The sequence below is a fragment of the Bacillus sp. LL01 genome (assembly GCF_001037965.1).
The window spans coordinates 155,848-177,732 of sequence record NZ_LFEL01000004.1; the positions used below are offsets into that span (position 1 = coordinate 155,848).

Consider the following 21,885-nt stretch of genomic DNA (forward strand, 5'->3'; position numbering starts at 1 on the left):
CTCCTTCCACCGTTGTATCCGAATTAATATTTATTTTTATCTTCCCCATCTGATGGCAATTGCTCCCCATGTTAATCCTCCACCAAATCCTACCATAACTATTAAATCATCGTCATTTATTTTTCCATTTTCCAATTCCTCCACAAGGGAAATGGGTATGGATGCTGCCGATGTGTTTCCATATTTCTGCACGGTCATGGACATCTTTTCTAGAGGAAGACCTAGTCTTTCCCTCGCAGCTTCCATGATGCGAATGTTAGCTTGATGCGGGATTAGAAAGTCTACGTCCTCTTTTGACAGACCGGCTTTCTCCAGTACATTCACAGCAGATTCGCCCATTTGGCGGACAGCAAACTTGAACACTTCCCGGCCATTCATCACAATGGTTTCATCTTGATATAAATGCTTTGCCCCTGTTCCGTCTGCACCGAGTTCGAAAGATAAGATTCCTCTTCCCTCTGATACTGGCCCGACAATTGTTGCACCAGCTCCGTCACCGAACAGAACTGCCGTGTTGCGATCCTCCCAGTTTGTTATTTTGGAAAGCTTCTCAACACCTACCACAAGTACATGTTTATATGTTCCTGCTTCCACAAATTGCTTCGCTGTGATAATTCCATACATGAATCCAGCGCAAGCTGCACTTATATCAAAGGCACATGCCTTTTTAGCTCCCAGTCGTTCCTGGATCGTGCACGCTACACTAGGGAAAGGATTATCTGGTGTTACTGTTGCGACTATGATCATATCCAATTCTTCTGCTGTAATTCCTGCGTTCTCCAAGGCCTTTTCTGCTGCAAAAAATGCCATATGTGACGTATTCACTTCATCGCTTGCAATTCTTCGTTCTTCTATGCCTGTTCTTGTTTTTATCCATTCATCTGTTGTATCGACCATTTTTTCCAGGTCTGCATTGGTTAATATTTTTTCAGGTACATATCTTCCAATTCCTAGTATCCCTGCATTCATAGATATAACACCTATCTCTCTTTTGGACTTTTTATTTAAGATGGCCATCTTATGTTGATATTAGTTTTATAATTCGGCCGTTCCTTTTCGCTTCAGGCACTCGCTTTCCGCTCCAATCCACTTATAATTCAAACTTTTCTATAAGCAACAAACTTTAAGACAATATAAACCTCTATTTATTATCAAATATTATGACTTGGTACTAATTTTAACTTATTCTTTGTGTCTTGACAATATATAAATGCCTATTTTACAGGTAGTTCACTCAATTGGACCAAAGCCCATCCCATTTACGACAGCTGGCATATTATAGTTTCAGAAGGGATAAATGTGATTTGGTGAGGTGATGAACATGAATGAAAAGCAGCGCAAACCTGAAAGGGAAGAAGCTGAAGTAGACCCTTTTACCAGAATGATGTTTGGTGGGCCGTCAAGAAGAGAGGTTACAGAAAAACCGGCAGAAAACAGGTCCGAAAAAGTTAGCGATGATTATGAAGCGCTTAAGGAGCAGGTGGACTCCATTATGGACTCGGTAAATAAATTGAAACCGATGTTAAAGGACTTTTCGCCGTTGTTGGAATATTTTAAGAAATAACGGAAACCGAAGCCATTCGCGGAAATCAACAGCGGTGTTTAACAGAGCATAAGAAATAAAAAAGGAGACTGCCCAGTTGTAATCTACATTCTGGACAGTCTCCCTTTTTCATTATTCCATATCTAAAGCGTTCTGTTTTCCCAATTCGTATGCTTCATCCATCACTTTGGTCAATAAAGAAACCAGTGGTTGGATGTGCTGGGGTTCAAGCTCCAAGCCTGTCTCGTCCAACATTTGTTTTGCTTCCGGTAAGTATTTCATTGCAATTGCCATATACTGCATTGTTCTATCTTGTTCCATAATAAAACCCACTTTCTATTTTTCATTCGGTAATAAACCGGATTTTTTATATTCCTCAATTTGATCTTGAATGCTGTCTTGGTATTCTTTGCTTATCAATGGACTAAATTTGCCCAAGGAAATCACATCATCTTTGAAATCAAAGTATAGATTTCCAGAATCCAGATCCCCAGCAAAATAACGGCTTGCCACCAGTTCATACAATGCCGGGACATGCTGGACCGTGCTGGTAAGTACCGTATTCTCCCCTAGGTCAGACTGATCGGAGACAAACCCAATTGCATAAAGGCCTTTTTCCTTCAAACTATTGATGACGGGTACATTAAATCCATCTCCAGCAGGATAGACGACATCCACTTCTTGTAGAAGCATATTGTCTAGTATAGCCAGTGCCTTTTCAGGATCATCCCAGTCTTGGGTATAATCTATCATGACTCTTGCATCTGGGTTTTCGTGAAGTACTCCCTCAAAGAAACCGTCCACTTCCGGTTGCCATTCAAAAGCTGCAATGATTCCAATATTATTCGTTTCCGTCATATTACCTGCTACCATGCCACCGAAAAACCCCATTGCATTCGCTTCAAAATTCAGGCTTGTGACATTATCACCTTGAGCTTCGGAATTAAAACAGACAAAATGAATATCTGGATATTCAGATGAAATCGAGTTAAATGTTTGCGCATATTCACTTCCATGACCAAAAATCAGGGTCACACCATCTTTATGAAATTCTTCTACTGCTTTTTTTATAGATGAATCTGTATGTATTCCTTCTTGGTAATATACGTCTAGGTCATATTCGGTCTGTATTCTTAAAAGACCCTTATATCCCTTTGTTCCCCATACCTGATCACTCACAGTATCCGGAACCAATAGACCGACTTTTTGATCTCCGCTGTCAGGAGTAGTTTGTCCACATGCAGATAACAGAAGTATTAATAGTATAATTGCCATTTTTGTTTTTTTCATGTATGTACCACCCCCTAGTGCCCAAAAGGAATACCCCTCTATTTCCTATTCTCCATTTTATATTGTACATGCTTTGAAGACAAAGGAAAAGTTAATATTCTGTTAAAAACCTTCGGAAATGAGGGGGACCTGTATCCTATACATCTATTCCAATTTCAATTTTTGGCGCAGTTGTTCCCGCTGTGCTTGAAGACTTTCTTTCGTAGTCAGACTCTGTTTCACCTTATACTCTGTTACTTCATCCCATTCGTCATCATGTTCGGTATGGTCTAGGAAAGTAAGATTCAGCTCTTTCATTAGTTCATTCATCACTTTTGGGTTTTCGTTTTTGAAGCGAACTTCCTGCGATTCCTCTTCCATGATTGAGAGCTCGTATATTGCTTTTGCAGCATCCTCCACATATAATACATCCGTATCTCTAATGGCAATTGGCTGACGATCTTTTTCATCCTTTTCTTCAAGTAGTCTTTTATGAACAGCTTCCTCTTCCCCCTGCCACGGACCAATTACCATCGGCAAGTAAATGGAAAAGCATGTTTTTTTCGTGTCACCCTTCACTTTCTTGTTTAGCTGTTCTTTGAAGTTGTTATTCTTTCGACGGTTGTGATAGGAAGATACAAAAAAAAGCTTGCTGGCATTCTCTGCAAACGCCAGATACTTCTCTTGGTTGTCTTGATTTAAACGCTCTATCGTGTCTAGGAAGTAAAATGCAACATCAAAATTTTCATTCGAAGTTCTATCAATTTGGAGATGAAAGAAGGCATTACGTCCTATTTCCATCAGCATCTCTTCCGCTCTTTCGTCCATTTTCCCCGACCATTCGAGCCCTGTTACTTCCACTTCACGACTAATCAGCTTTTGACAAAGGGCAAACCCAACCTGTGTTGTGGCACCGATAATTACTGCATTTTTCATCACTTTCCACTCCACTCATCATTATTGATATTGTATCCTTATGCATGGAAACATAATAATAGTCCCTATTCCATGAGAGATGAAATGGGACTTTTCATAGTTTCTGTTCATATTTTTTGAAGAACTGACATATGGATGGACCGTAGGAATATCGTTTCTCTACAAGGTGATAGGTAACCGCTATCGGGGATTGGTTCTTTTGTCGAAGTTCCTCATACCTTTTACAATGCAGATTGGGATCAAAAGAGAAATTGGTCGTGGTCTGCCATATTTTCACTGGTAACACACTATGCTGAAACCGATGGATTTCAGGAAACCCTTCATAGTCTTCGAATTCATTTATTGAAACTTTGTATGCCTTGGCTATTTCATTCCTGACCTTCTTATAGAAAAACTTCCTGTCTTTTTCTTGTGCCAGCTGCGCCTTCAAATCCATACAAGGATTGATGAGAGCGACCGAACGAACCTTTTCCCCCAACTCCTCCATCAGTTGCAAAGCTGTAAGTGCCCCCATCCCTTCTGCAATAATATGAATTTTGTCATTCAAGATTTCCTGTTTCATAATGATATGATAAAGTTGCTTGGCTTGCAGGACAGATTGACTGCTCCCCCAATGCGCACCGTATAGATTTGAATAGAATAACGTATATCCACATTTCAATATCTCTTCTACAATTCTGTTCCGGCCGATATGCTGTAACCACAGGCTATTATGTTCATCAACGAAATGGTTGGTATCCCCGATGATAAGACAGCCAAACCCGTTCGGCTTTTCCGGTACATGTACAGCATTCCATTGACCGCCCATTTGAAAAAAACGTTGATTTATGCTCATCCGATTCACCCAACCCTCCAATTCACGAACTCATATATCATATGCTATGTAGATTACCTTTTTAATGATAGGGACAAAAGACCACTTGTGACAATTAATAATAAAAAATCAAAATGAGCGAACACCTGGAACGGAAGAGAACAGGGAGATGCCCAGAACTACCATTGTAGCCGAAAAATTAGAAAAAGGAAGGTATAAAACCTAATCCCTTCCCACCTCATCATATTGTAACTCTTCCCTCAAAATCTCCAAAGTTTGTTGCCCCAGTTCCGTCAAATTACTGACCTCTTGATCTAGCAGCATTTTCAGTTCAAGAAGCTTTTCATTACTATTCATCATTTAACAACCCCTTTTTCGACTAAGTTAAACATATTTACATTTATTATATGTTCCAGTTGTGGTAAAATATCCTCTGAATGAGTTTCGAAATAATAGATGGAGGGGGAGTCACGATGCGCGCATTCTGGACTATTTTCTGGTCACTTCTTCTTATAAACATGGTTGCTTATGTTGTTGCTAACATGCAGGGTGATACATATAACTACGTATTAGCTTCAATCATTGCTGTCGTTTTCGCCGTATTAGTTATGCTGATCGGGGAAGCGTTACCAAACGAACCGGTTGAAAAGCATTAATGTCTGTAAAAAAAGAACTTGCTCCTATGGACAAGTTCTTTTTTGTCTTTTTATTTATTAGTCACCGATAACGAGTTTTCCTTCCTCTAACTTAATAATTATTTCTTGAAAATCTTGGATGGTCCCTTTTATTATTTCCTTTGCAATAAGGGTCTCGATGTATTTTTGTATGAACCTTTTGAGCGGCCTCGCCCCGTAAGCAGGATCGTAGGAACTATCAGCAATGAATAGCTTCGCATCTTCTGTAAGACGTAATGTAAGATGCTTATCCTCCAACCGCTTCTGTAGATCCCTAATCAATTTTTCCACTATAAGCCCTATTTCATTTTTGGATAATGGAGAAAAGATGACTGTATCATCAATACGGTTTAATAACTCCGGTCTAAAGTGGTTCCGCAACTGTTGTAGCACTTTGTCTTTCGCTTCCTCGGAAATGATATCTGCTGTATTATCCAGTAATATGTGGGATCCGATATTGGATGTCATGATGATGACGGTGTTTTTGAAATCGACCGTTTTCCCTTGTGCGTCCGTTATTCTTCCGTCATCCAACATTTGTAGCAGGATATTGAATACTTCCGGATGTGCTTTTTCGACTTCATCTAGTAGTACCACAGAATAAGGCTTCCTTCTTACAGCTTCCGTCAGCTGTCCGCCTTCTTCGTAGCCAACATAACCAGGAGGCGCACCTATCAGCCTGGATACAGCATGCTTTTCCATATACTCGGACATATCGATGCGAATGATCTGCTCTTCACTATCGAAAAGGGATTGAGCAAGCGCTCTGGCAAGTTCTGTTTTCCCGACACCTGTAGGTCCAAGAAAAATGAAGGAACCGATCGGACGATTTGGATCCTTAATCCCTGCCCTTGCGCGGATGACCGCCTCGGAAACAAGCTGGACCGCTTCTTCCTGACCGACAACACGTTGGTGCAAGATTTCCTCCAACTTCAATAGCTTCTCTCTTTCCCCTTCCACAAGTTTCGTAACAGGTATGCCTGTCCACTTGGCCACGATGCCAGCTATTTCTTCTTCTGTGACCTCTTCACGGAGTAGCTGACTGGAATCTTTCTTTTGTTTAGCTTTTTCCTCCAATTGTAAAAGCTCTTTTTCCAAGCTCGGAATTTTCCCATGTCTAAGTTCTGCTGCCTTGTTCAAATCATAGTTGTTTTCAGCCGTCTCCAGGTCACGTTTGGATCTCTCCAATTCCTCCCGTTTGACTCTGACTAACTGGATATCATCTTTCTCAAGCTGCCACTGGGCTTTCATCGTGGAGGCCAGTTCTTTGAGGTTGGCCAATTCCTGTTGGAGCTGCATCAGTCTTTCCTTGCTTGCCTGATCTTTTTCTTTCTTCAGTGCTGCTTCTTCAATTTCCAGTTGCATTACCCTTCTCGTCACTTCATCCAGTTCAGATGGCATAGAATCTATTTCCGTCCGAATTATGGCACACGCTTCATCCACAAGGTCAATTGCCTTATCCGGTAAAAAACGTTCGGAAATGTAACGGTTGGATAAAACTGCTGCAGATACGATTGCACGGTCGTGTATGTTTACACCATGATGAATCTCAAAACGTTCCTTAAGCCCTCTTAAAATAGAAATCGTGTCCTCTACCGTCGGTTCTTGTACAAGAACCTGTTGGAAACGGCGCTCCAAAGCCGGATCTTTTTCGATATATTGCCTGTGTTCATTTAGTGTAGTAGCACCGATACAATGCAGTTCCCCGCGGGCAAGCATGGGTTTGAGCATATTGCCTGCATCCATTGATCCTTCCGTCTTGCCGGCTCCGACAATGGTATGCAGTTCATCAATGAAGAGCAGAATCTGGCCGTCGCTCTTCTTGATTTCCTGAAGAACAGCTTTCAGTCTCTCTTCAAATTCCCCTCTGTATTTAGCACCCGCTACGAGCGAGCTGAGATCCAAGGAGAATATTGTCTTATCTTTCAGGCCATCCGGAACGTCCTTTCTTACTATTCTTTGCGCCAGCCCTTCAACAATTGCAGTTTTTCCTACACCCGGTTCACCGATAAGGACAGGGTTGTTCTTTGTTTTTCTGGAGAGGATTCTGATTACCCTGCGGATTTCCTGATCTCTGCCGATAACCGGATCCAGTTTGCCGCTTTTCACCTCTTCAATTAGATCTCTTCCATATTTCTTTAACGCCTCATATGTAGATTCCGGTTCTTTGGAAGTCACTTTCTGGTTCCCCCTTATTTCCTGGATGGCTTGGTGTAGTCGTACTTCAGTAAGATTGTAGGAATTGCTTAACTTTTTCAATAGATATGTCATGCTTTTCTGATGGAATAGAGCAAGAAGAATATGTTCGACGGATAGATATTCATCTTCCCAGTCTATTTTCCATTCTTCTGCTTTTTTGAACGTTTGGTTCAGTTGATTGCTTATATAGGCGTCGCTGGTTGCGCCACTCACTTCAGGCTTTGTTTTCAGCATGTCATTTAAATCCGATTGAAGCATCTGAGTATCTATTTTCAGTTTTTGCAGGACTCTATCTGTAAGCCCTTCATACTGCTGAACCAATGAAAGAAGGAGGTGCTCATGTTCTATTTGAGGATGGTTTAATTTTTCCGCAAGACTCTTGGCTAACATGATGGCCTCCTGGAGCTTGGTGGTCATTTGGTTAATGTTCATATTGGCATCACTCCTTTTGGACAATGGTCGCAAAAAAATTCTATCGTTTTCCATTAAAATTTTCGATCACCTTTATGTACGTACCATATTAATTAAAAGTTTCCCTTATTTACTTCCATAGAGTCTATCCAAAAAAGCCACCCTCTAAGAAAGAGGATGACCTTATCCATTACGGACGGCGCTTTTTCGCCCAAAGACGGTTATGATTGGAGGTTTCGGGAAATGTGTCCCCAGCTTTCAGATTGATTTTCTGAGGATGTTTGACGCCACTGCCAGTTTCTCCGATTTCCAAATAGATACCGTTATTAGGCGCTTTCTGTCCCGGTCTGAATTGTTGATTTTGGCCCATACGATTCCCTCCTATTGTCAGATCATGAACTTCTAATTAGGCAGACAGTATGTGCATCGAGATATATTATCTCGTTACTATCTTTCCCAAAGCGGTAGTTTTCATGTCCGATACAAATAGATGGGGTTCCCTCCAAAATTAAGCAATTGTTAAAACTTCGTGTTTGGATGCAAGGTCGATAAAATGAGCCATGCCGCTAATTTCCCCGCTTATGAGCTTCTGTTCCACCTCATAGTGATCTACACATGTCTTACATGCATAAACAGGAATTCCAGCTTCATGGATTTCTTTCAGATGTACAGAAACCAGAGAATCTTCCGTTAGCGTATAGACCCCTGTATTCATCAGGAAAATTGCCTCTGGTTTATCTTCGCGTTGCTTCAGAATGGTAAAAAAGGTTTCAAGTACACCTTCTCCTAGAGCTTCATCCCCTCTTCCCAACTGATTGGAACTGACAAGTATCACCTTATTTTTCATGGTCATTTCTCCCCTTTCATTTGTATGTATCTTCAGTCTGTAACGTTCAATGCGATTTTTGCAAGACGGGACATTCTATCCTTGCTCCATGGCGGGTTGAATGTGATGTTAACATCGACATTATTGATTTCTTCAACAGGGGCAAGTTTCTTTTTGACATCCTCTACAATTTCCCCTGCCAATGGGCATCCAATGGAGGTAAGGGTCATTGTAATATCCACATTATTTGAGTCATCAATTTCAACATCATATACAAGTCCGAGGTTTACAATATCTACCCCAAGTTCCGGATCCTCGACCTCTTCCAATATTTCCATGACTTTATCTTTGAGTACTTCCTGCATGATATCGCTCCTTTTCATTGTGCTGAAGATGATTGGCAAACCAATCCACTGTAGCCAATACACCTAGCCTACTTACTTTGTGATCTGCTTGTTCATCTACGATTACCTTTATATTATTCGGTTTCTTTTTATAATAACCTTTATTAGCATTTACAAACGTCAATAGCGGATCTATCGGCACCTCTTTGTCCTGTTTTCCGTGCCAGCATAACAAAGGTCTTTCATTAAGGGTGGCAGGATCAGCTGCTAGATCATATGGTTCCAATTTCGAAATATATGTTATCAGTTGCTCTTCACTGAATGGAAGCACAAATCCTGACTCGAGAACTTTTTCCACTTTATATCGTGCAAAGTCCTGATAGCTTGGACAGCCCATCAAGCTTACAGCTGCTTTAATCCAAGGATACTTTCTCAATGCACCAAAGGTGACGATGCCGCCCATAGATGTGCCGGCAACCCCGATATCCGTTTCATCAGAAAACCCCTCTTGGATCAGATGTTTTTTTAGAATATCTATCTCAAGGACGGTTTGTACAACAATCTCCCAAAACGCTTGCATCATTTCATGATTTTTCAGTCCACTATCCCGCTCTCCATGATGAATGCAGTCAGGAAGGATGACCCTAAATCCCTTTTCTGCTAAAAGGTAGGCATAATGCAGGTTGTTCTCCTTTACACTTTGAAACCCATGTATAAAGATAACAGTAGGCTTAGTATTTGAAAAGGATTGTGCTTCACAGACGTGAAGAAAGGAAACCGCTCCTGTTCTTTGCTTTGCCACATTAATCATCTTACATCCCCCTGTACAATATTTTACCTCATTTTTCCTATTCTATCTGGTCATGTCTAGTTTAACATGTAGACAATCAAAATTGAAAAAGGTTACACTTGGAATAGAACGATTTTTTATGGAGGAAAAGAGGAGTATTGATATGGCAAAAAAACATCTAATTGCAGTAGATTTAGACGGTACATTGTTGACAGATGATAAAAGAATTTCTAAACGTAACAAAATGGCTCTCCAAAAAGCGATGGAGCAAGGTCATGAAGTGGTAATTGCAACCGGACGTCCTTATCGCGCCAGCATCATGTATTACGAAGAATTGAACCTTACATCCCCGATTGTAAACTTTAACGGAGCATTTGTTCATTTTCCAGGCAACGATGACTGGGGTATCTACCATGAGCCACTATCTATTGAAACCGTAAAGGAAATTGTGGAAGTGAGCGAGAAATACAATATACATAATATTTTGGCGGAAGTGATGGATGATGTTTATTTTCACTTCCATGATGAAAAATTATTGGACATATTTGGTTTTGGGAATCCCAAAATTGAAACAGGTGACCTTAGACAGGTCCTGAAAAAGGATCCGACATGTATTCTCATTCATGCAAGTGAAGAGGAAGTTCCGAAGATAAGGGAATATTTATCCGAAGTGCACGCAGAAGTGATTGACCATAGACGTTGGGCGGCTCCATGGCATGTTATTGAGCTTGTTCGCACAGGCATGAATAAAGCCGTTGGATTACAAAGAGTCGCTGCACATTACAATATCCCTCAGGAAAACATCATCGCTTTCGGTGATGAGGATAACGATTACGAAATGATCGAGTATGCAGGAACAGGTGTGGCCATGGGAAATGCCATTGACGGACTAAAAGGAAAAGCCAATGAAGTCACACTGAGCAATGAAGAAGACGGAATCGCCGTCTATCTGGAGAAGAAACTGAAGCTGTAGGACCAATATTTTGCACTTATAGTTCAGCCCGTTATTACTTACACTACATAGTGGACAAGTGATTGTCCGATATGAAAAGGGGGCTTTCATAATGGGTAGAAGCAGCAAATCAAAACGTTTTGTTCAGCAGGGAAAGAATTCTGTACAGCTTCATGACCAGCAAATCCCTTATCACCTGACGATGGAACAGGCAGAACGCAAAGCTCATCAAGCCGATCGTAATTCACTTGGAGGGATATAATCATGGGAAACCAATTATTTCAATCCGCTCGTGAAGCCGTCATGAATGTGGTAAAGGGCAAGCATGATTCTGCACCTGAGCATAACAGCAAACATGATTATTCATCAGAAGTCGACTCGAATTCGATGAGTGTTGCCAAAAACGCATTATCCTCCGCTTATGCAAATTCCAATGATGCTGAGAAAGTTCAGCTTCGGGAATTGCAGGAAGAACTTTTCAGTAGTCAAAAACAGAAGTAACACCAAAAAACAGCGCACAAGCTTTCAAGCTTATGCGCTGTTTTTCTTTAATCTTTCCGAAAAAACCCGAAAATACCTGTAGTCTGCACGATATTCGTAAAAGCATTCGGATCCGCTTCCTTCAGAATCCGCTCCAAATCATACATTTCATAACGGGTTATGACAATCATCAGCATCTCCTTGTCTTCTCCGGTAAACCCTCCGCGAGCCGGAACAGCTGTAATGCCTCGAACCATTTTCGCATGTATGGCCTTCTTCACCGCCTGCCCGTTTTTCGTCACAATCATCGCTGTCAATTTCTCATGACTTGTATGTATGGCGTCAATCACACGAGTCGAGGCGTATAGCGTAACAAGCGTATATAATGCTTTTTCCCAACCGAATACAAGCCCAGCTGTAACGATGATTACTGAATTAAGCGCAAAAAAGTACGTACCAACAGGCTTGTCCTTCATCCGCGATAAGATCATCGCGATGATATCCAGACCTCCTGTGGATGCCCCCCATTTAAGTGTCAAGCCGACACCGACCGCTGCAATGACACCACCGAAAACCGCATTAAGCAGAATATCATTATTGAAAGAGTAAATTGGAACGACTTCCAGGAAAAATGACATCAAAAATACACTCAAAAAACTATAAATGGTAAAAGAGCGTCCTACCTTCTTCCAGGCTAAAATCGTAACCGGTATATTCAGTAGCAATAATATAACACCTGTAGAAATCGTAAAAGGTAGAAAATCTTCAGATATACGGAAGATCAGCTGTGATACACCTGTAAAACCACTAGCGTAAACATCCGCAGGAATCAGGAAAAAGTTCATTGCAATTGCATTCAATAGAGCTCCGATCAATACGATCAGCACTTTTTTCGTATGTTGCTGTACATTCATATGGCTTTTAACCTCCTAACAAACCTACTGCCTTATTTTATGTATTTTTCCTCTTTTTACCCTTCTGAAACGAAAACTTGAATTTCTTTTCTTGAAGAGTGGTTCATTAATAGGTAAACTTGAAAAAGGAGCAATATTCCTCTAATGGAAGGATCGTCAGTTTTTCAACATTAAGCTTAACCCATGCTTGTTAGTATAATAAAGAAGGTGACCTTATGACAATAAGAATTATTGCAGATAGTGCCAGCGACTTACCGAAAGACTTTTTTGCAAGTGAAAAGGTAGACCTTATACCTCTGAAGGTACTGTTTGGTGAAACCGAATATGAGGATATGGTCACCATTGATTCATCCAAAGTATATGATGCCATGCGCGAAGGTCAAGTAGTGAAAACTTCTCAAGCCTCCCCTGTTTTTATGAAGGAGCTCTTCACGGAGGTGGCAAAAAAAGAGGAAACAGCTATATATGTTGCCTTTTCCTCTGAATTATCAGGTACATATCAAACAGCCGTGCTTATGCAAAAAGAAGTTATGGAGGAGTATCCACAGCTTGATTTAACGATTATTGATTCTAGGTGTGCATCTCTTGGATATGGTCTAGTCGTTAAAAGAGCTGCTGAACTTGCAGCTGATGGAGCTTCCAAAGAAGAACTATTAGCCTCTGTTAACTACGACATCACACATATGGAGCACGTCTTCACGGTGGACAACCTCGATTATTTGGCACGTGGCGGCCGGGTAAGCAAAGCATCGGCTTTTGTAGGGGGACTATTGAATATCAAGCCTTTACTTCATATGGAAGATGGAAAGCTAATACCATTGGAGAAAATACGTGGCCGCAAGAAAGTATTGCGCCGCATGGTTGATGTCATGCGTGATCGTAACGGTTTTAATACTTCTGAGCAGCGTATCGGAATTAGCCATGGAGACGATTTGGTTACAGCTCAAGCACTAAAGGAAATGATTGAAGAATCATCAGATTGCAGCAATTATACCATTACTTCTATTGGTTCAGCTGTTGGTGCCCATGCAGGCCCTGGCACAATCGCCTTATTTTTCCTGAACGGGAAAAAAGCATAACACATAACCTCACCATATAAGGACAACCTATTCCTATCTATTTCAGAAAGGGGTAGGTTTTCTATGCCACACACAAGCGATAACGACAAAAAAGCGAAAGACAACAATGCAAAGCGCCATGAAAAGAACATGGAACGCGAGAAAAATGAACAAAAAGGTGAACGTCAGTATTCCAAGAAGACGGATCATTTGTAGGATATAAGGTATGGGTGGAGCCGCTTCTATTGGGAGGCGGCTTTTGAGTTTTTATAACAGCCTTTAAGAAGAAGCTCAAGAGATTAAGTAATGGGGGGAATTCTATCTTTTGTGGGGGGAATCTTCTTATTTTCTGGTTTAATTCTTCTCTATTATGGGGGGAATAATCTGTTCTTTGGGGGGATTGAGATTGTGATGGGGGAATTGCTGTGATTTATGGGGGGATTCACTTCTATTAATGGTTGGAATAAGTACCTATAATGACGAGAAAAACGATCTGAGTGGGGGGATAAGAAAGAAAAAAAGATTGACTGTGGAAATAGAAGCTGAAATATAAGTTTATGAGGCTAAAAAATCGAGAAAAAGATTGGTTAGCACTTCCTGCGTGCAAAAAAAGAAGCAGTCCATACAATGAACTGCTTCTCGCCAGTTAATTCTCTTCTTCCTTCTTATACGTCCAGCCCTCAGACTGTCTAACCAATCCCTGTTTCAACAGCTTACCCATCGCGCGCTTGAATGCTGCCTTACTTACATTGAACTGTTCCTTGATATCTTCAGGGGAGCTTTTGTCGCTGTATGGCATTGCTCCGCCTCTAAGCTCCAAATAATCCATGATTATTCTTGCATCATCATCCATCGCTTCCTGCTTGCGAGGCAATAGAGATACGTTGATGGTTCCGTCGTCCTTCACGTCGATAACTCTACCTTCGACAACCTGGCCCAACCTTGGCTCATCTTTTCTCTCGGAGTTATGGATAAAACCTACATAACCCTCATTAGTAATCATGTAACTGCCAACCTTCAATAATCGGTAGATTGCCCCTTGAATGTTTTGGTTCAGGATATTGGATGGTGCTTTGATGGAGCGATCCAACATCACATCCTGTGTAGCAAGCTTTCCGATCAGTTTACCACGGCGGTCCGTTTTCACACGGCATAGCAGCTGGTCGCCAACCTGAGGCCAAATTTCTTCAAACACCGGTAGATCATCTGCAGGAATAAGGGCATCCTTAGCAATCCCGATGTTGATGAATGTACCAAGCCCCGGCAGGACTTCCACCACTTCCATCCACTCATGTCCATTCAGACCCTTAGGGATTGTCATTGTTGCTGTGATGCGACTTTTTTGGTCGGAGTATAAGAATACCTCCACCGTTTCGTCTTCCCCTAATTCCCTTGTCGCTTCATTTTTATGAAGAAGAATGGTCTCTTCCCCATCTGTTAACATATATCCAAGCGGCGTCTCGCGATCGACTGTCAATTCCAATACCGTACCTGTTTCCATCATAATTATGTACCTTCCTTTTATACGCTTTGTATTATAAAGTGTACCCGACTTTGATTAAGTTGTCCAAACCGCTTTATTCTACTATAATTAAGTACAGAAAGCGATGTTTTTTCTTACCATTACCATTTGGTAAAATTTTAACCTATGCTGGAGGGATTTCCATGGCAAAAGAGAGTTCTTTTGATATCGTCTCTAAAGTCGATCTGTCTGAAGTAACGAACGCCATCAATATTGCATTAAAAGAAATTCAAAACCGATTTGACTTCAAGGGGTCTGTCAGTGACATCAAACTTGAAAAAGAAGAAATCGTTCTTCTTTCAGATAGCGAGTTCAAATTGGATCAGTTGAAAGATGTGATGGTCAGTAAAATGATCAAACGTAACGTGCCTACCAAAAACATTCAATACGGTAAAATTGAAGATGCATCCAAGGGGGCCGTACGTCAACGCGGGAAGCTTGTTCAAGGTATTGATAAGGACAACACGAAAAAAATCAACACTATCATCAAAAACTCTGGATTGAAAGTAAAAACACAGATCCAGGACGACCAGGTACGTGTAACCGGAAAGAACCGCGATGATTTGCAACAGGTTATCTCGGCTCTCCGCGAAGCAGACTTGGATATTGATTTACAGTTTGTGAACTACCGATAAAAATAAATGAGATGCTTCGCCTTTCCGTGGCGAAGCATCTCTTTATTTTATAAACTTTCCCATTATTAATTCATCCGAGTAGGTACCATCTTCAAATTTTACATGCTTTTCTTTTCTTCCTTCCACTTTAAAGCCCAACTTTTTGTAAAGATGAATGGCCCGCTCGTTATGGGCGAATACTTCTAGGCACACTTTTTCTATTTCTTCCACTTCTTTTGCCCAATCAAGCAGCCGATTTATCATCTTACTTCCTAAACCATTGTCACAGTGCTCTTCTTGTATGCTGATGCCAAACATACAGATATGCTTTACTCTTATTCTTGAACCCCTTGTGGCGTTAAGCATCCCTACAATTCTGGAATCTTGTTCTGCTACAAGGGTCAGATGTCCTTTGTCTAAATTGTCCCTTAGCCACTGTTCTTCCTGGTCTGTGGTGACCTTGAATTCTTCTGGTGCTGTTAAAAGATTGCGCCCTTCTCCATATACTTTTCTAGCATGTGTAAGGAGTGCTTCTGCATCTTCTATTCTTGCTTCTCTAATAATCATTCTTTCTCTCCCCCCCTTTTCTTCTCCCGTTGGATAAATTATAGTTTCTTTTCTAATAATAGGAAAGATTATTGGAGGTGCTTTTTTATGACAGATCAACAGAAACAGACTCTCCCCCCTCAGCATCAAAACCAGCAGCCAGGAATAGAGTCCGAGATGACACCTAAGCCTAAATCAGAAGATCCGGCTTATAAAGGTAGCGGAAAATTAAAGGATAAGGTGGCAGTCATTACGGGTGGGGACAGTGGAATCGGGAGAGCTGTAGCCATTTATTTTGCCAAAGAAGGAGCAGACGTTGTCGTCGTGTATTTAAATGAACACGAGGATGCGAAGGAGACACAAAAGCAAGTGGAGGCGGAAGGTCGTAAGTGTCATCTTATTTCAGGAGATATTGGTGAGGAGGCATTCTGCAAGCAGATCGTAGATGAAACAATGAGCAACTTCAGTAAATTGGACATCCTTGTCAACAATGCTGCAGAACAGCACCCACAGGAAAGTATTGAAAATATTACAGCTGAACAACTGGAGAAGACTTTCAGAACCAACATTTTTTCCTTCTTCTTTTTGACCAAGGCTGCCCTTCCTTTCCTGGCAAGTGGCAGTTGCATTATCAACACAGCCTCTGTGACAGCATACGCGGGTAATGAGCTGCTGGTTGACTATTCTGCAACCAAAGGGGCCATTGTGTCCTTTACACGTTCTCTGGCTCTGCAATTGGCTGGAAAAGGGATAAGAGTTAACGGAGTGGCTCCAGGGCCCATCTGGACCCCTTTGATCCCTTCCACGTTTTCGAGTAGTAAGGTGGCGAGTTTTGGAGCAAATACTCCAATGAAACGCCCTGGTCAACCAGAGGAGGTCGCACCAAGCTTTGTGTTCTTGGCAAGTGATGATGCTTCCTATATGAGCGGGCAAATGCTGCATGTGAACGGAGGGAAAATTGTGAATGGGTAGAGACTATTAAGAACGAAGGCTCAATGTCGTCCCGCGCAAAACGAAGCCTTTTGCTGAAATCAACAGCGGTGTCATATCGACTATACCTAAAATTAAAAGCCGGCCTCATCTTCTGAGGCCAGCTTCTATCAGAAAATCATTTCGTCAATTCCTTACAAGTATGCCGCTTCACCATGTTATGCGGAATGATAATCCGCTTTGTCGGCTCACTTGGGTCCTTTACCTTTTGAATTAAGGTCTTGGCAGCCTGGAAGCCAAGTTGGAAAATGTTGATGTCAACAGATGTTAATGGCGGACGTGCCACCTCGGCAAGCAGGACATTGTTAAAACTTACAATGGACATCTGATCTGGTACTGAAATTCCCATATCATGCAAAGTGTTAAGGATACCTAGTGACATTAGGTCATCGGAAACGACAAGTGCTGTTGGCGGCTCTTCTAGAGAAAGCAATTCGGATATCGCCTCTTGGCCACCTTCTTTCAGGAACTCTTCGTGAATGATGTATTCGTCCCTGTATTGAATTCCTGCGTCTCTGATCGCTTTTTCATAACCAAGCAACCGGTCGATGGTAACCACCAATTGGATACTACCTCCGACAAAGGCTACCCTTTCGTGTCCCAGGTCGATCAGATGCTGTGTTGCCTCTTTGGCTGCACGGTAGTTATCATTGTCAACATGGGTGATTTCTTCGACCTGCTCGAATGGTTTACCGATTACGACAAATGGAAAGTTCTCTTTTTGAAGGTATTTAATAATCTTATCCTCCACTGCTGAATAGAGGAGTACAATGCCATCCACACGACGGCCCTGGACCATTTGCATGACCCCTTCTAAAATCTCATTTCCCGTTACCCCTGTTGACATATGAAGTGCGTATTGCTTTTCATGGGCTGCAGTACTGATTCCCCGAAGTACTTCCGGAAAAAATGGGTTTTGAAATGTTTTATCTGCTGATGCCGGCATTACTAGTCCAATCACTTGTGTCGATTGGTTTGCCAGGCTTCGTGCGATAAAGTTTGGATGGTATCCAAGCTCTTCCATTGCTTCTCTCACGCGTTTTTTTGTCTTTTCACTTATGCGTGGGTTGTTCGCGATAACGCGAGAAACTGTGGAAGGTGCAACATTGGCCACTTTTGCTACATCTTTTATCGTTACTGCCATGCACCTATCCCTCCCCTATATTAATTGAAAACGCATACACATTTAACGATACCTTCCCCCTTATTGGAGGAAATAGGCATCTAATTTTTATTCTTTTTCTTTCTTCTGATGATAGCAGCGGCGATAAATGCTATAAATCCACCATAAATCAATGCCATGGCACTGACGAAGCCCACGTTCATTCCAGAGTCATCTTTTACGGTATAGATTTCTGCTGTTTCCCGGTCAAGTCCGATGGTGTATTTTCCATTAGAATTCCGTACCAACTCATCTCCGAGTGTACCGCGCAATTCAAGCCCTTCACCTACCAGTTCCGCATTGATTGGTGCCGCTTGAGTCTCACTGGAATTGTTGATGGCAACAAAACTGGTTTCTCCTTTATATTCACGTTTGATGACAGCCATTCCGGCATTGTCATAAACCATTTCATAGGAGCCATGTGTCAAGCTTGGCATCGTTTTGCGCAACTCTGCAAGTTTAGTAATATAAGCCATAATTTCTTTGTCCGCACGGAAATTCATATCTCTGCGATTATCAGGATCTTCCCCACCATCTAAGGCAATTTCTGTACCATAATACACAATCGGGATTCCAGGTGCAGTGTACATATATGCAAGAGCGAGCTTCAATCGTGTTGGTGGGTGCTGCTTCTTTTTTATGGCAGCTCTTGTAAAGCGCTCCACATCATGATTGTCCAGGAATGTTCCCAGAACATATGGATTGTCATATAAATTTTTGTTGTGGTAAAACAGTGTGTCTAAACGGCTCAACGATTGATCTGCCGATGAAAATACACGTGTCAATTCGTTGTATGTCGGGAAATCGACAAAGGAGTCGATTCCGGTTTCTTGATAGCCTGCCACGTACTCCGGCTTGTCATGCCAAACTTCCCCAATCAGGAAGAAGTCATCTTTCACAGATTTAACTTCTTGAGCAAACTCTTTCCAGAAATCTTTCGGAACGTGCTTTACGGTATCGAGTCTGTATCCATCAATATCTGTTTCTTCAATCCACCATTTGGCCATCTCCAATAGATACTCCCTGACCTCAGGGTTGTCCTGGTTTAAATCAGGTAGACCATAAATCCAGCCATTTTCAACCTGCTCTTGGTCATCCCAATTACGGATAGGTTCATCTGGATGGAACCAGTCCTCCCTACCCTCTTCATTGAGCCAAGCATGCTGATAACCTGTGTGATTGACCACCAGATCGACGATGACTTTCATATCTCTTTTATGCGCTTCTTGTACCAATTCCTTAAATTCTTCAATGGTACCGAAATGCTCTTCGGTTTTATAGAAATCTTCCGTCCAGTAGCCATGGTAGCCTTTTTCTTCATTCTGTACGATCGGGGTCAGCCATAGTGCGGTGAATCCCATATCCTTCAAGTAATCAAGCTTTTCTGTAATACCACGGAAATCTCCTCCGTGATATGCTTTTGGATCATCTCGGTTGACGTCAAAGTCATTGGAGATATCCCCATTATTAAAACGGTCAATCATAATAAAGTAAATAATCTCATCTTGCCATGCGTGTTCTTCTTTTTCGGCGTTTACAGGTTGAACGGGTGGAACGAACCATGCAGAAAAAAGAAGAAACGGAACGAGAATGAGCACCATCACTCTTTTCATCAATTCCGCTTCCCTCCCTTAAAATCGTTTTAGTATTTAGCTTACGGTAAATGTACCTTTGCTTTCCATAAACGATTATATACTATTATTATCCTTTTGTTCCACCTGCAGTTAGTCCGGCAATCAAATAACGCTGCAAGAATAGGAAAAGTAATGCAATTGGAATAGCAATCAATATGGAACCTGCCGCAAAGCGGGTAAAGTTGTTAGCGAACTGGTCATTGATAAAATTAAACAAACCAAGTGCCAACGTGAAATTCTCCGGGTTCCTCAAAACAATTCGAGGCAGGATAAAGTCTGTAAATGGTGCCATGAAGTTGAATAGTGCTACTACAGCAAGTATTGGTTTAGCAAGTGGTAGCATGATTTTGAAGAATACTCCAAAGTGTCCTGCTCCATCCATGCGGGCCGCTTCATCCAACTCTTTTGGAATGGTATCGAAATACCCTTTTACAAGCCATGCGTTAAATGGTATTTGTCCACCGATGTAAACCAATGTCAATCCTACGAGTGAATCCAATAGACCGACCATATTCAACATGATATAAATGGCTACCATTGCCATCAGTGCCGGGAACATTTGTAATAGCAAGAATGCGTATAACCCATACGTTCTTCCTTTAAAACGATAACGTGAAAATGCGTATGCCACAAAAGCCGTAATCATTACAGAGAAAAACGAATTGGCGATTGCAACCATGATACTGTTTTTATACCAGGTTACATAATCACTCTGTGGGTCTGTAAATAACCATTTATAGTGCACAAGCGACCAGTTTTCCGGAATCATGGAAGCGGAGTAAAGACTTGTTCCAGGATTCAAGGATAATCCAATAGTCCATAAAAGTGGGTAGGCAATAATGATGAACATGAAGCCAAGGAATAAATAGATCAATGATACTTCGATCTTTGATTTTGTTTTACGGTTCATTAAATATTACCCTCCTCTTTAAACGAACGGGTACGACGGAACTGGAAGAAGGCAAAGCCTGCTACAATTACTCCTAGTAAAATGGAAATTGCTGCTGCCATGTTGTAGTTACTCGTATCGAACGTCAATTTATAAACCCATGAGATCAGGATGTCCGATCCACCGGCATTCTGCCCACGAACTGCAGGACCACCCTGGTTGAACAGATAGATGATATTAAAATTGTTGAAGTTTCCAGCATACTGCATGATCAATAATGGCGCAGTTGCAAATAAAAGATGTGGCATCGTGATGAAACGGAATTTCTGGAAACGTGTCCCGCCATCAACATCCGCTGCTTCATACCAGTCTTTTGAAATACTTTGAAGTACCCCTGTGAATAAGGCGAATACGAATGGGAATCCAAGCCATGTTTGAATCATGATGATTGCAATCTTTGTATAGAACGGATCTGTTAACCAAGGAAGTGCAACACCAATCGTACCAAGTATGTCGCGGTTAATAGCACCAAATCGGTCATTGAACATCGCCGCAAAAATCAAAATAGTTACGAATGCAGGCACTGCCCACGGTAATATCAGGATTGTACGGATGAATCGTTTATATTTTATACGGGGGTCATTTACTAGCAATGCTAAAAATAGTCCTAATGCGATTTGTCCGGTTGTTGCACAAACTGTCCAAACAACCGTCCAGGCGAATACACTTACAAAAGTGGTTTTCCATAGTGGAATCGATACCAGACTTGTAAAGTTCTCAAATCCAACCCAGCTCAATAATGCTCGAGGTGGTGTATTGTATAAATTGTAGTCTGTAAAAGCCAATGAAACCATGAACATCAAAGGAAGTACTACGACAAATAAAAGCAAAATCAATCCCGGAATTACCATGAAATATGGAAAACCATTGTCATAAAAGCTCTTAAGTGCTTCTTTTACAGTCGGCTTTTCTTTTCCTAACTTCATGTCGATTGCATTATTTCTAGCGTCGACAACGTTCAGGTAGTATAAGGCCACTGCAAAAACAGTGATGATAACAGAAATAAGTCCTTGTATTAATAAAAAGATGGAGTGGTCTACACGAGGAATTTCTCCGAGTGTGAATAGTCCCCAATATCCAATGTTAAGAAACTCGAAAAATGTAATCAAAAATGCCGCTTCGATGATGATGAATGTTATCCCTTTCGCATATCTGCGGTTATAGAGTTGACCTAACCCTGCAAAAATAATCGAAAGGACCATCGCTAAGGTTGGGTTGTGCGAGCGCATTTTTTCTGTTGCTGTGCCGGACATAGCAG

27 protein-coding genes are annotated in these 21,885 nt (G+C 41.5%); 9 read left to right on the top strand and 18 right to left on the bottom strand.

What is annotated here, in order from left to right:
• Positions 1–36: 36 nt before the first annotated feature.
• On the bottom strand, positions 37–969 hold the full coding sequence (locus tag AB685_RS13330; protein ID WP_047971096.1) for a beta-ketoacyl-ACP synthase III: 933 nt from the start codon (positions 967–969) through the stop codon (positions 37–39).
• 352 nt (positions 970–1,321) lie between these two features.
• Between AB685_RS13330 and AB685_RS13335 the strand changes: the two genes are divergently transcribed.
• On the top strand, positions 1,322–1,564 hold the full coding sequence (locus tag AB685_RS13335; protein WP_047971097.1) for a hypothetical protein: 243 nt from the start codon (positions 1,322–1,324) through the stop codon (positions 1,562–1,564).
• Between the two features lie 111 nt (positions 1,565–1,675).
• Here the strand turns inward: AB685_RS13335 and AB685_RS13340 are convergent, their stop codons facing one another.
• The 5 genes from AB685_RS13340 to AB685_RS31300 form a co-directional block, all read right to left on the bottom strand.
• Positions 1,676–1,864 carry a ComZ family protein gene (locus AB685_RS13340; protein WP_047971098.1) on the bottom strand — a complete coding sequence of 63 codons (189 nt, stop codon included), beginning with the start codon at positions 1,862–1,864 and terminating at the stop codon, positions 1,676–1,678.
• 15 nt (positions 1,865–1,879) lie between these two features.
• Positions 1,880–2,833 carry a BMP family ABC transporter substrate-binding protein gene (locus AB685_RS13345; protein ID WP_047971099.1) on the bottom strand — a complete coding sequence of 318 codons (954 nt, stop codon included), beginning with the start codon at positions 2,831–2,833 and terminating at the stop codon, positions 1,880–1,882.
• A 144-nt stretch (positions 2,834–2,977) separates the two neighbouring features.
• Entirely contained in the window at positions 2,978–3,748 is a 771-nt protein-coding gene (locus AB685_RS13350) for an NAD(P)-dependent oxidoreductase (protein ID WP_047971100.1), read from the bottom strand.
• 94 nt (positions 3,749–3,842) lie between these two features.
• The gene (locus AB685_RS13355) at positions 3,843–4,583 is read right to left on the bottom strand and encodes a hypothetical protein (RefSeq protein WP_047971101.1); all 741 of its coding nucleotides are present in this window, start codon (positions 4,581–4,583) and stop codon (positions 3,843–3,845) included.
• A gap of 201 nt (positions 4,584–4,784) precedes the next feature.
• A complete protein-coding gene (locus tag AB685_RS31300) occupies positions 4,785–4,922 on the bottom strand; it encodes a hypothetical protein (RefSeq protein WP_157860720.1) in 138 nt (45 codons plus the stop codon).
• Between the two features lie 113 nt (positions 4,923–5,035).
• On the opposite strand from AB685_RS31300, the gene AB685_RS13360 reads away from it, so the two are divergent.
• Entirely contained in the window at positions 5,036–5,218 is a 183-nt protein-coding gene (locus tag AB685_RS13360) for a YjzD family protein (protein ID WP_047971102.1), read from the top strand.
• A gap of 57 nt (positions 5,219–5,275) precedes the next feature.
• On the opposite strand, the gene clpB is transcribed toward AB685_RS13360, so the two are convergent.
• The 5 genes from clpB to AB685_RS13385 form a co-directional block, all read right to left on the bottom strand.
• Positions 5,276–7,867 (bottom strand): ATP-dependent chaperone ClpB, encoded by a 2,592-nt coding sequence (gene clpB / locus AB685_RS13365; protein ID WP_047971103.1) that lies wholly within the window; start codon positions 7,865–7,867, stop codon positions 5,276–5,278.
• Positions 7,868–8,036: 169 nt separating this feature from the next.
• Positions 8,037–8,216, bottom strand: a complete 180-nt coding sequence (locus tag AB685_RS13370; RefSeq protein WP_047971104.1) for a YjzC family protein — start codon at positions 8,214–8,216, stop codon at positions 8,037–8,039.
• Between the two features lie 138 nt (positions 8,217–8,354).
• Positions 8,355–8,693, bottom strand: coding sequence for a DsrE family protein (locus AB685_RS13375; RefSeq protein ID WP_047971105.1), 339 nt, complete (start codon positions 8,691–8,693; stop codon positions 8,355–8,357).
• A gap of 32 nt (positions 8,694–8,725) precedes the next feature.
• Positions 8,726–9,040 carry a metal-sulfur cluster assembly factor gene (locus tag AB685_RS13380; protein ID WP_198530515.1) on the bottom strand — a complete coding sequence of 105 codons (315 nt, stop codon included), beginning with the start codon at positions 9,038–9,040 and terminating at the stop codon, positions 8,726–8,728.
• Positions 9,015–9,827, bottom strand: a complete 813-nt coding sequence (locus AB685_RS13385; protein ID WP_047971107.1) for an alpha/beta fold hydrolase — start codon at positions 9,825–9,827, stop codon at positions 9,015–9,017. The genes AB685_RS13380 and AB685_RS13385 overlap by 26 nt, the downstream gene beginning before the upstream one ends.
• 142 nt (positions 9,828–9,969) lie before the next feature.
• On the opposite strand from AB685_RS13385, the gene AB685_RS13390 reads away from it, so the two are divergent.
• From AB685_RS13390 to AB685_RS13395, 3 genes are all read left to right on the top strand, one after another.
• On the top strand, positions 9,970–10,779 hold the full coding sequence (locus tag AB685_RS13390) for a Cof-type HAD-IIB family hydrolase (RefSeq protein WP_047971108.1): 810 nt from the start codon (positions 9,970–9,972) through the stop codon (positions 10,777–10,779).
• Between the two features lie 91 nt (positions 10,780–10,870).
• A complete protein-coding gene (locus AB685_RS31715; RefSeq protein WP_198530509.1) occupies positions 10,871–11,020 on the top strand; it encodes a hypothetical protein in 150 nt (49 codons plus the stop codon).
• Positions 11,021–11,022: 2 nt separating this feature from the next.
• The gene (locus AB685_RS13395) at positions 11,023–11,259 is read left to right on the top strand and encodes a DUF3813 domain-containing protein (RefSeq protein WP_047971109.1); all 237 of its coding nucleotides are present in this window, start codon (positions 11,023–11,025) and stop codon (positions 11,257–11,259) included.
• Positions 11,260–11,306: 47 nt separating this feature from the next.
• Here AB685_RS13395 and AB685_RS13400 read toward each other — a convergent pair whose 3' ends face one another.
• Positions 11,307–12,152, bottom strand: coding sequence for a YitT family protein (locus AB685_RS13400; protein ID WP_047971110.1), 846 nt, complete (start codon positions 12,150–12,152; stop codon positions 11,307–11,309).
• 215 nt (positions 12,153–12,367) lie between these two features.
• On the opposite strand from AB685_RS13400, the gene AB685_RS13405 reads away from it, so the two are divergent.
• Both AB685_RS13405 and AB685_RS30345 read left to right on the top strand, forming a co-directional pair.
• Positions 12,368–13,231: a DegV family protein gene (locus tag AB685_RS13405; protein WP_047971111.1), complete on the top strand. Its 864-nt coding sequence runs from the start codon at positions 12,368–12,370 to the stop codon at positions 13,229–13,231.
• A gap of 63 nt (positions 13,232–13,294) precedes the next feature.
• Positions 13,295–13,426 (top strand): DUF3941 domain-containing protein, encoded by a 132-nt coding sequence (locus AB685_RS30345; protein WP_082153621.1) that lies wholly within the window; start codon positions 13,295–13,297, stop codon positions 13,424–13,426.
• A 430-nt stretch (positions 13,427–13,856) separates the two neighbouring features.
• On the opposite strand, the gene AB685_RS13410 is transcribed toward AB685_RS30345, so the two are convergent.
• Positions 13,857–14,711, bottom strand: coding sequence for a S1-like domain-containing RNA-binding protein (locus AB685_RS13410; RefSeq protein ID WP_047971391.1), 855 nt, complete (start codon positions 14,709–14,711; stop codon positions 13,857–13,859).
• A 164-nt stretch (positions 14,712–14,875) separates the two neighbouring features.
• Here AB685_RS13410 and AB685_RS13415 point away from each other — a divergent pair, with 164 nt between their 5' ends.
• A complete protein-coding gene (locus AB685_RS13415) occupies positions 14,876–15,367 on the top strand; it encodes a YajQ family cyclic di-GMP-binding protein (RefSeq protein ID WP_047971112.1) in 492 nt (163 codons plus the stop codon).
• 42 nt (positions 15,368–15,409) lie between these two features.
• Here AB685_RS13415 and AB685_RS13420 read toward each other — a convergent pair whose 3' ends face one another.
• Positions 15,410–15,913 (bottom strand): GNAT family protein, encoded by a 504-nt coding sequence (locus AB685_RS13420; RefSeq protein WP_047971113.1) that lies wholly within the window; start codon positions 15,911–15,913, stop codon positions 15,410–15,412.
• Between the two features lie 87 nt (positions 15,914–16,000).
• Between AB685_RS13420 and AB685_RS13425 the strand changes: the two genes are divergently transcribed.
• Complete coding sequence (locus tag AB685_RS13425) at positions 16,001–16,864, top strand: SDR family oxidoreductase (protein WP_047971114.1); 864 nt, start codon at positions 16,001–16,003, stop codon at positions 16,862–16,864.
• 136 nt (positions 16,865–17,000) lie between these two features.
• On the opposite strand, the gene AB685_RS13430 is transcribed toward AB685_RS13425, so the two are convergent.
• From AB685_RS13430 to AB685_RS13445, 4 genes are all read right to left on the bottom strand, one after another.
• Complete coding sequence (locus AB685_RS13430; RefSeq protein ID WP_047971115.1) at positions 17,001–18,026, bottom strand: LacI family DNA-binding transcriptional regulator; 1,026 nt, start codon at positions 18,024–18,026, stop codon at positions 17,001–17,003.
• Between the two features lie 80 nt (positions 18,027–18,106).
• Complete coding sequence (locus AB685_RS13435) at positions 18,107–19,657, bottom strand: alpha-amylase family glycosyl hydrolase (RefSeq protein WP_047971392.1); 1,551 nt, start codon at positions 19,655–19,657, stop codon at positions 18,107–18,109.
• 88 nt (positions 19,658–19,745) lie between these two features.
• Positions 19,746–20,588 carry a sugar ABC transporter permease gene (locus AB685_RS13440; protein ID WP_047971116.1) on the bottom strand — a complete coding sequence of 281 codons (843 nt, stop codon included), beginning with the start codon at positions 20,586–20,588 and terminating at the stop codon, positions 19,746–19,748.
• Positions 20,588–21,880, bottom strand: coding sequence for a sugar ABC transporter permease (locus tag AB685_RS13445; protein ID WP_198530510.1), 1,293 nt, complete (start codon positions 21,878–21,880; stop codon positions 20,588–20,590). Before AB685_RS13445 ends, AB685_RS13440 begins: the two co-directional genes overlap by 1 nt.
• Between the last annotated feature and the right edge of the window lie 5 nt (positions 21,881–21,885).

What these genes read in the sequence shown, in the direction of transcription:
- AB685_RS13330 (WP_047971096.1), bottom strand. Translation starts at nt 969, where the DNA reads ATGAATGCAGGGATACTAGGAATTGGAAGATATGTACCTGAAAAAATA.
- AB685_RS13335 (WP_047971097.1), top strand. Translation starts at nt 1,322, where the DNA reads ATGAATGAAAAGCAGCGCAAACCTGAAAGGGAAGAAGCTGAAGTAGAC.
- AB685_RS13340 (WP_047971098.1), bottom strand. Translation starts at nt 1,864, where the DNA reads ATGGAACAAGATAGAACAATGCAGTATATGGCAATTGCAATGAAATAC.
- AB685_RS13345 (WP_047971099.1), bottom strand. Translation starts at nt 2,833, where the DNA reads ATGAAAAAAACAAAAATGGCAATTATACTATTAATACTTCTGTTATCT.
- AB685_RS13350 (WP_047971100.1), bottom strand. Translation starts at nt 3,748, where the DNA reads ATGAAAAATGCAGTAATTATCGGTGCCACAACACAGGTTGGGTTTGCC.
- AB685_RS13355 (WP_047971101.1), bottom strand. Translation starts at nt 4,583, where the DNA reads ATGAGCATAAATCAACGTTTTTTTCAAATGGGCGGTCAATGGAATGCT.
- AB685_RS31300 (WP_157860720.1), bottom strand. Translation starts at nt 4,922, where the DNA reads ATGATGAATAGTAATGAAAAGCTTCTTGAACTGAAAATGCTGCTAGAT.
- AB685_RS13360 (WP_047971102.1), top strand. Translation starts at nt 5,036, where the DNA reads ATGCGCGCATTCTGGACTATTTTCTGGTCACTTCTTCTTATAAACATG.
- clpB (WP_047971103.1), bottom strand. Translation starts at nt 7,867, where the DNA reads ATGAACATTAACCAAATGACCACCAAGCTCCAGGAGGCCATCATGTTA.
- AB685_RS13370 (WP_047971104.1), bottom strand. Translation starts at nt 8,216, where the DNA reads ATGGGCCAAAATCAACAATTCAGACCGGGACAGAAAGCGCCTAATAAC.
- AB685_RS13375 (WP_047971105.1), bottom strand. Translation starts at nt 8,693, where the DNA reads ATGAAAAATAAGGTGATACTTGTCAGTTCCAATCAGTTGGGAAGAGGG.
- AB685_RS13385 (WP_047971107.1), bottom strand. Translation starts at nt 9,827, where the DNA reads ATGATTAATGTGGCAAAGCAAAGAACAGGAGCGGTTTCCTTTCTTCAC.
- AB685_RS13390 (WP_047971108.1), top strand. Translation starts at nt 9,970, where the DNA reads ATGGCAAAAAAACATCTAATTGCAGTAGATTTAGACGGTACATTGTTG.
- AB685_RS31715 (WP_198530509.1), top strand. Translation starts at nt 10,871, where the DNA reads ATGGGTAGAAGCAGCAAATCAAAACGTTTTGTTCAGCAGGGAAAGAAT.
- AB685_RS13395 (WP_047971109.1), top strand. Translation starts at nt 11,023, where the DNA reads ATGGGAAACCAATTATTTCAATCCGCTCGTGAAGCCGTCATGAATGTG.
- AB685_RS13400 (WP_047971110.1), bottom strand. Translation starts at nt 12,152, where the DNA reads ATGAATGTACAGCAACATACGAAAAAAGTGCTGATCGTATTGATCGGA.
- AB685_RS13405 (WP_047971111.1), top strand. Translation starts at nt 12,368, where the DNA reads ATGACAATAAGAATTATTGCAGATAGTGCCAGCGACTTACCGAAAGAC.
- AB685_RS30345 (WP_082153621.1), top strand. Translation starts at nt 13,295, where the DNA reads ATGCCACACACAAGCGATAACGACAAAAAAGCGAAAGACAACAATGCA.
- AB685_RS13410 (WP_047971391.1), bottom strand. Translation starts at nt 14,711, where the DNA reads ATGGAAACAGGTACGGTATTGGAATTGACAGTCGATCGCGAGACGCCG.
- AB685_RS13415 (WP_047971112.1), top strand. Translation starts at nt 14,876, where the DNA reads ATGGCAAAAGAGAGTTCTTTTGATATCGTCTCTAAAGTCGATCTGTCT.
- AB685_RS13420 (WP_047971113.1), bottom strand. Translation starts at nt 15,913, where the DNA reads ATGATTATTAGAGAAGCAAGAATAGAAGATGCAGAAGCACTCCTTACA.
- AB685_RS13425 (WP_047971114.1), top strand. Translation starts at nt 16,001, where the DNA reads ATGACAGATCAACAGAAACAGACTCTCCCCCCTCAGCATCAAAACCAG.
- AB685_RS13430 (WP_047971115.1), bottom strand. Translation starts at nt 18,026, where the DNA reads ATGGCAGTAACGATAAAAGATGTAGCAAAAGTGGCCAATGTTGCACCT.
- AB685_RS13435 (WP_047971392.1), bottom strand. Translation starts at nt 19,657, where the DNA reads ATGAAAAGAGTGATGGTGCTCATTCTCGTTCCGTTTCTTCTTTTTTCT.
- AB685_RS13440 (WP_047971116.1), bottom strand. Translation starts at nt 20,588, where the DNA reads ATGAACCGTAAAACAAAATCAAAGATCGAAGTATCATTGATCTATTTA.
- AB685_RS13445 (WP_198530510.1), bottom strand. Translation starts at nt 21,880, where the DNA reads ATGTCCGGCACAGCAACAGAAAAAATGCGCTCGCACAACCCAACCTTA.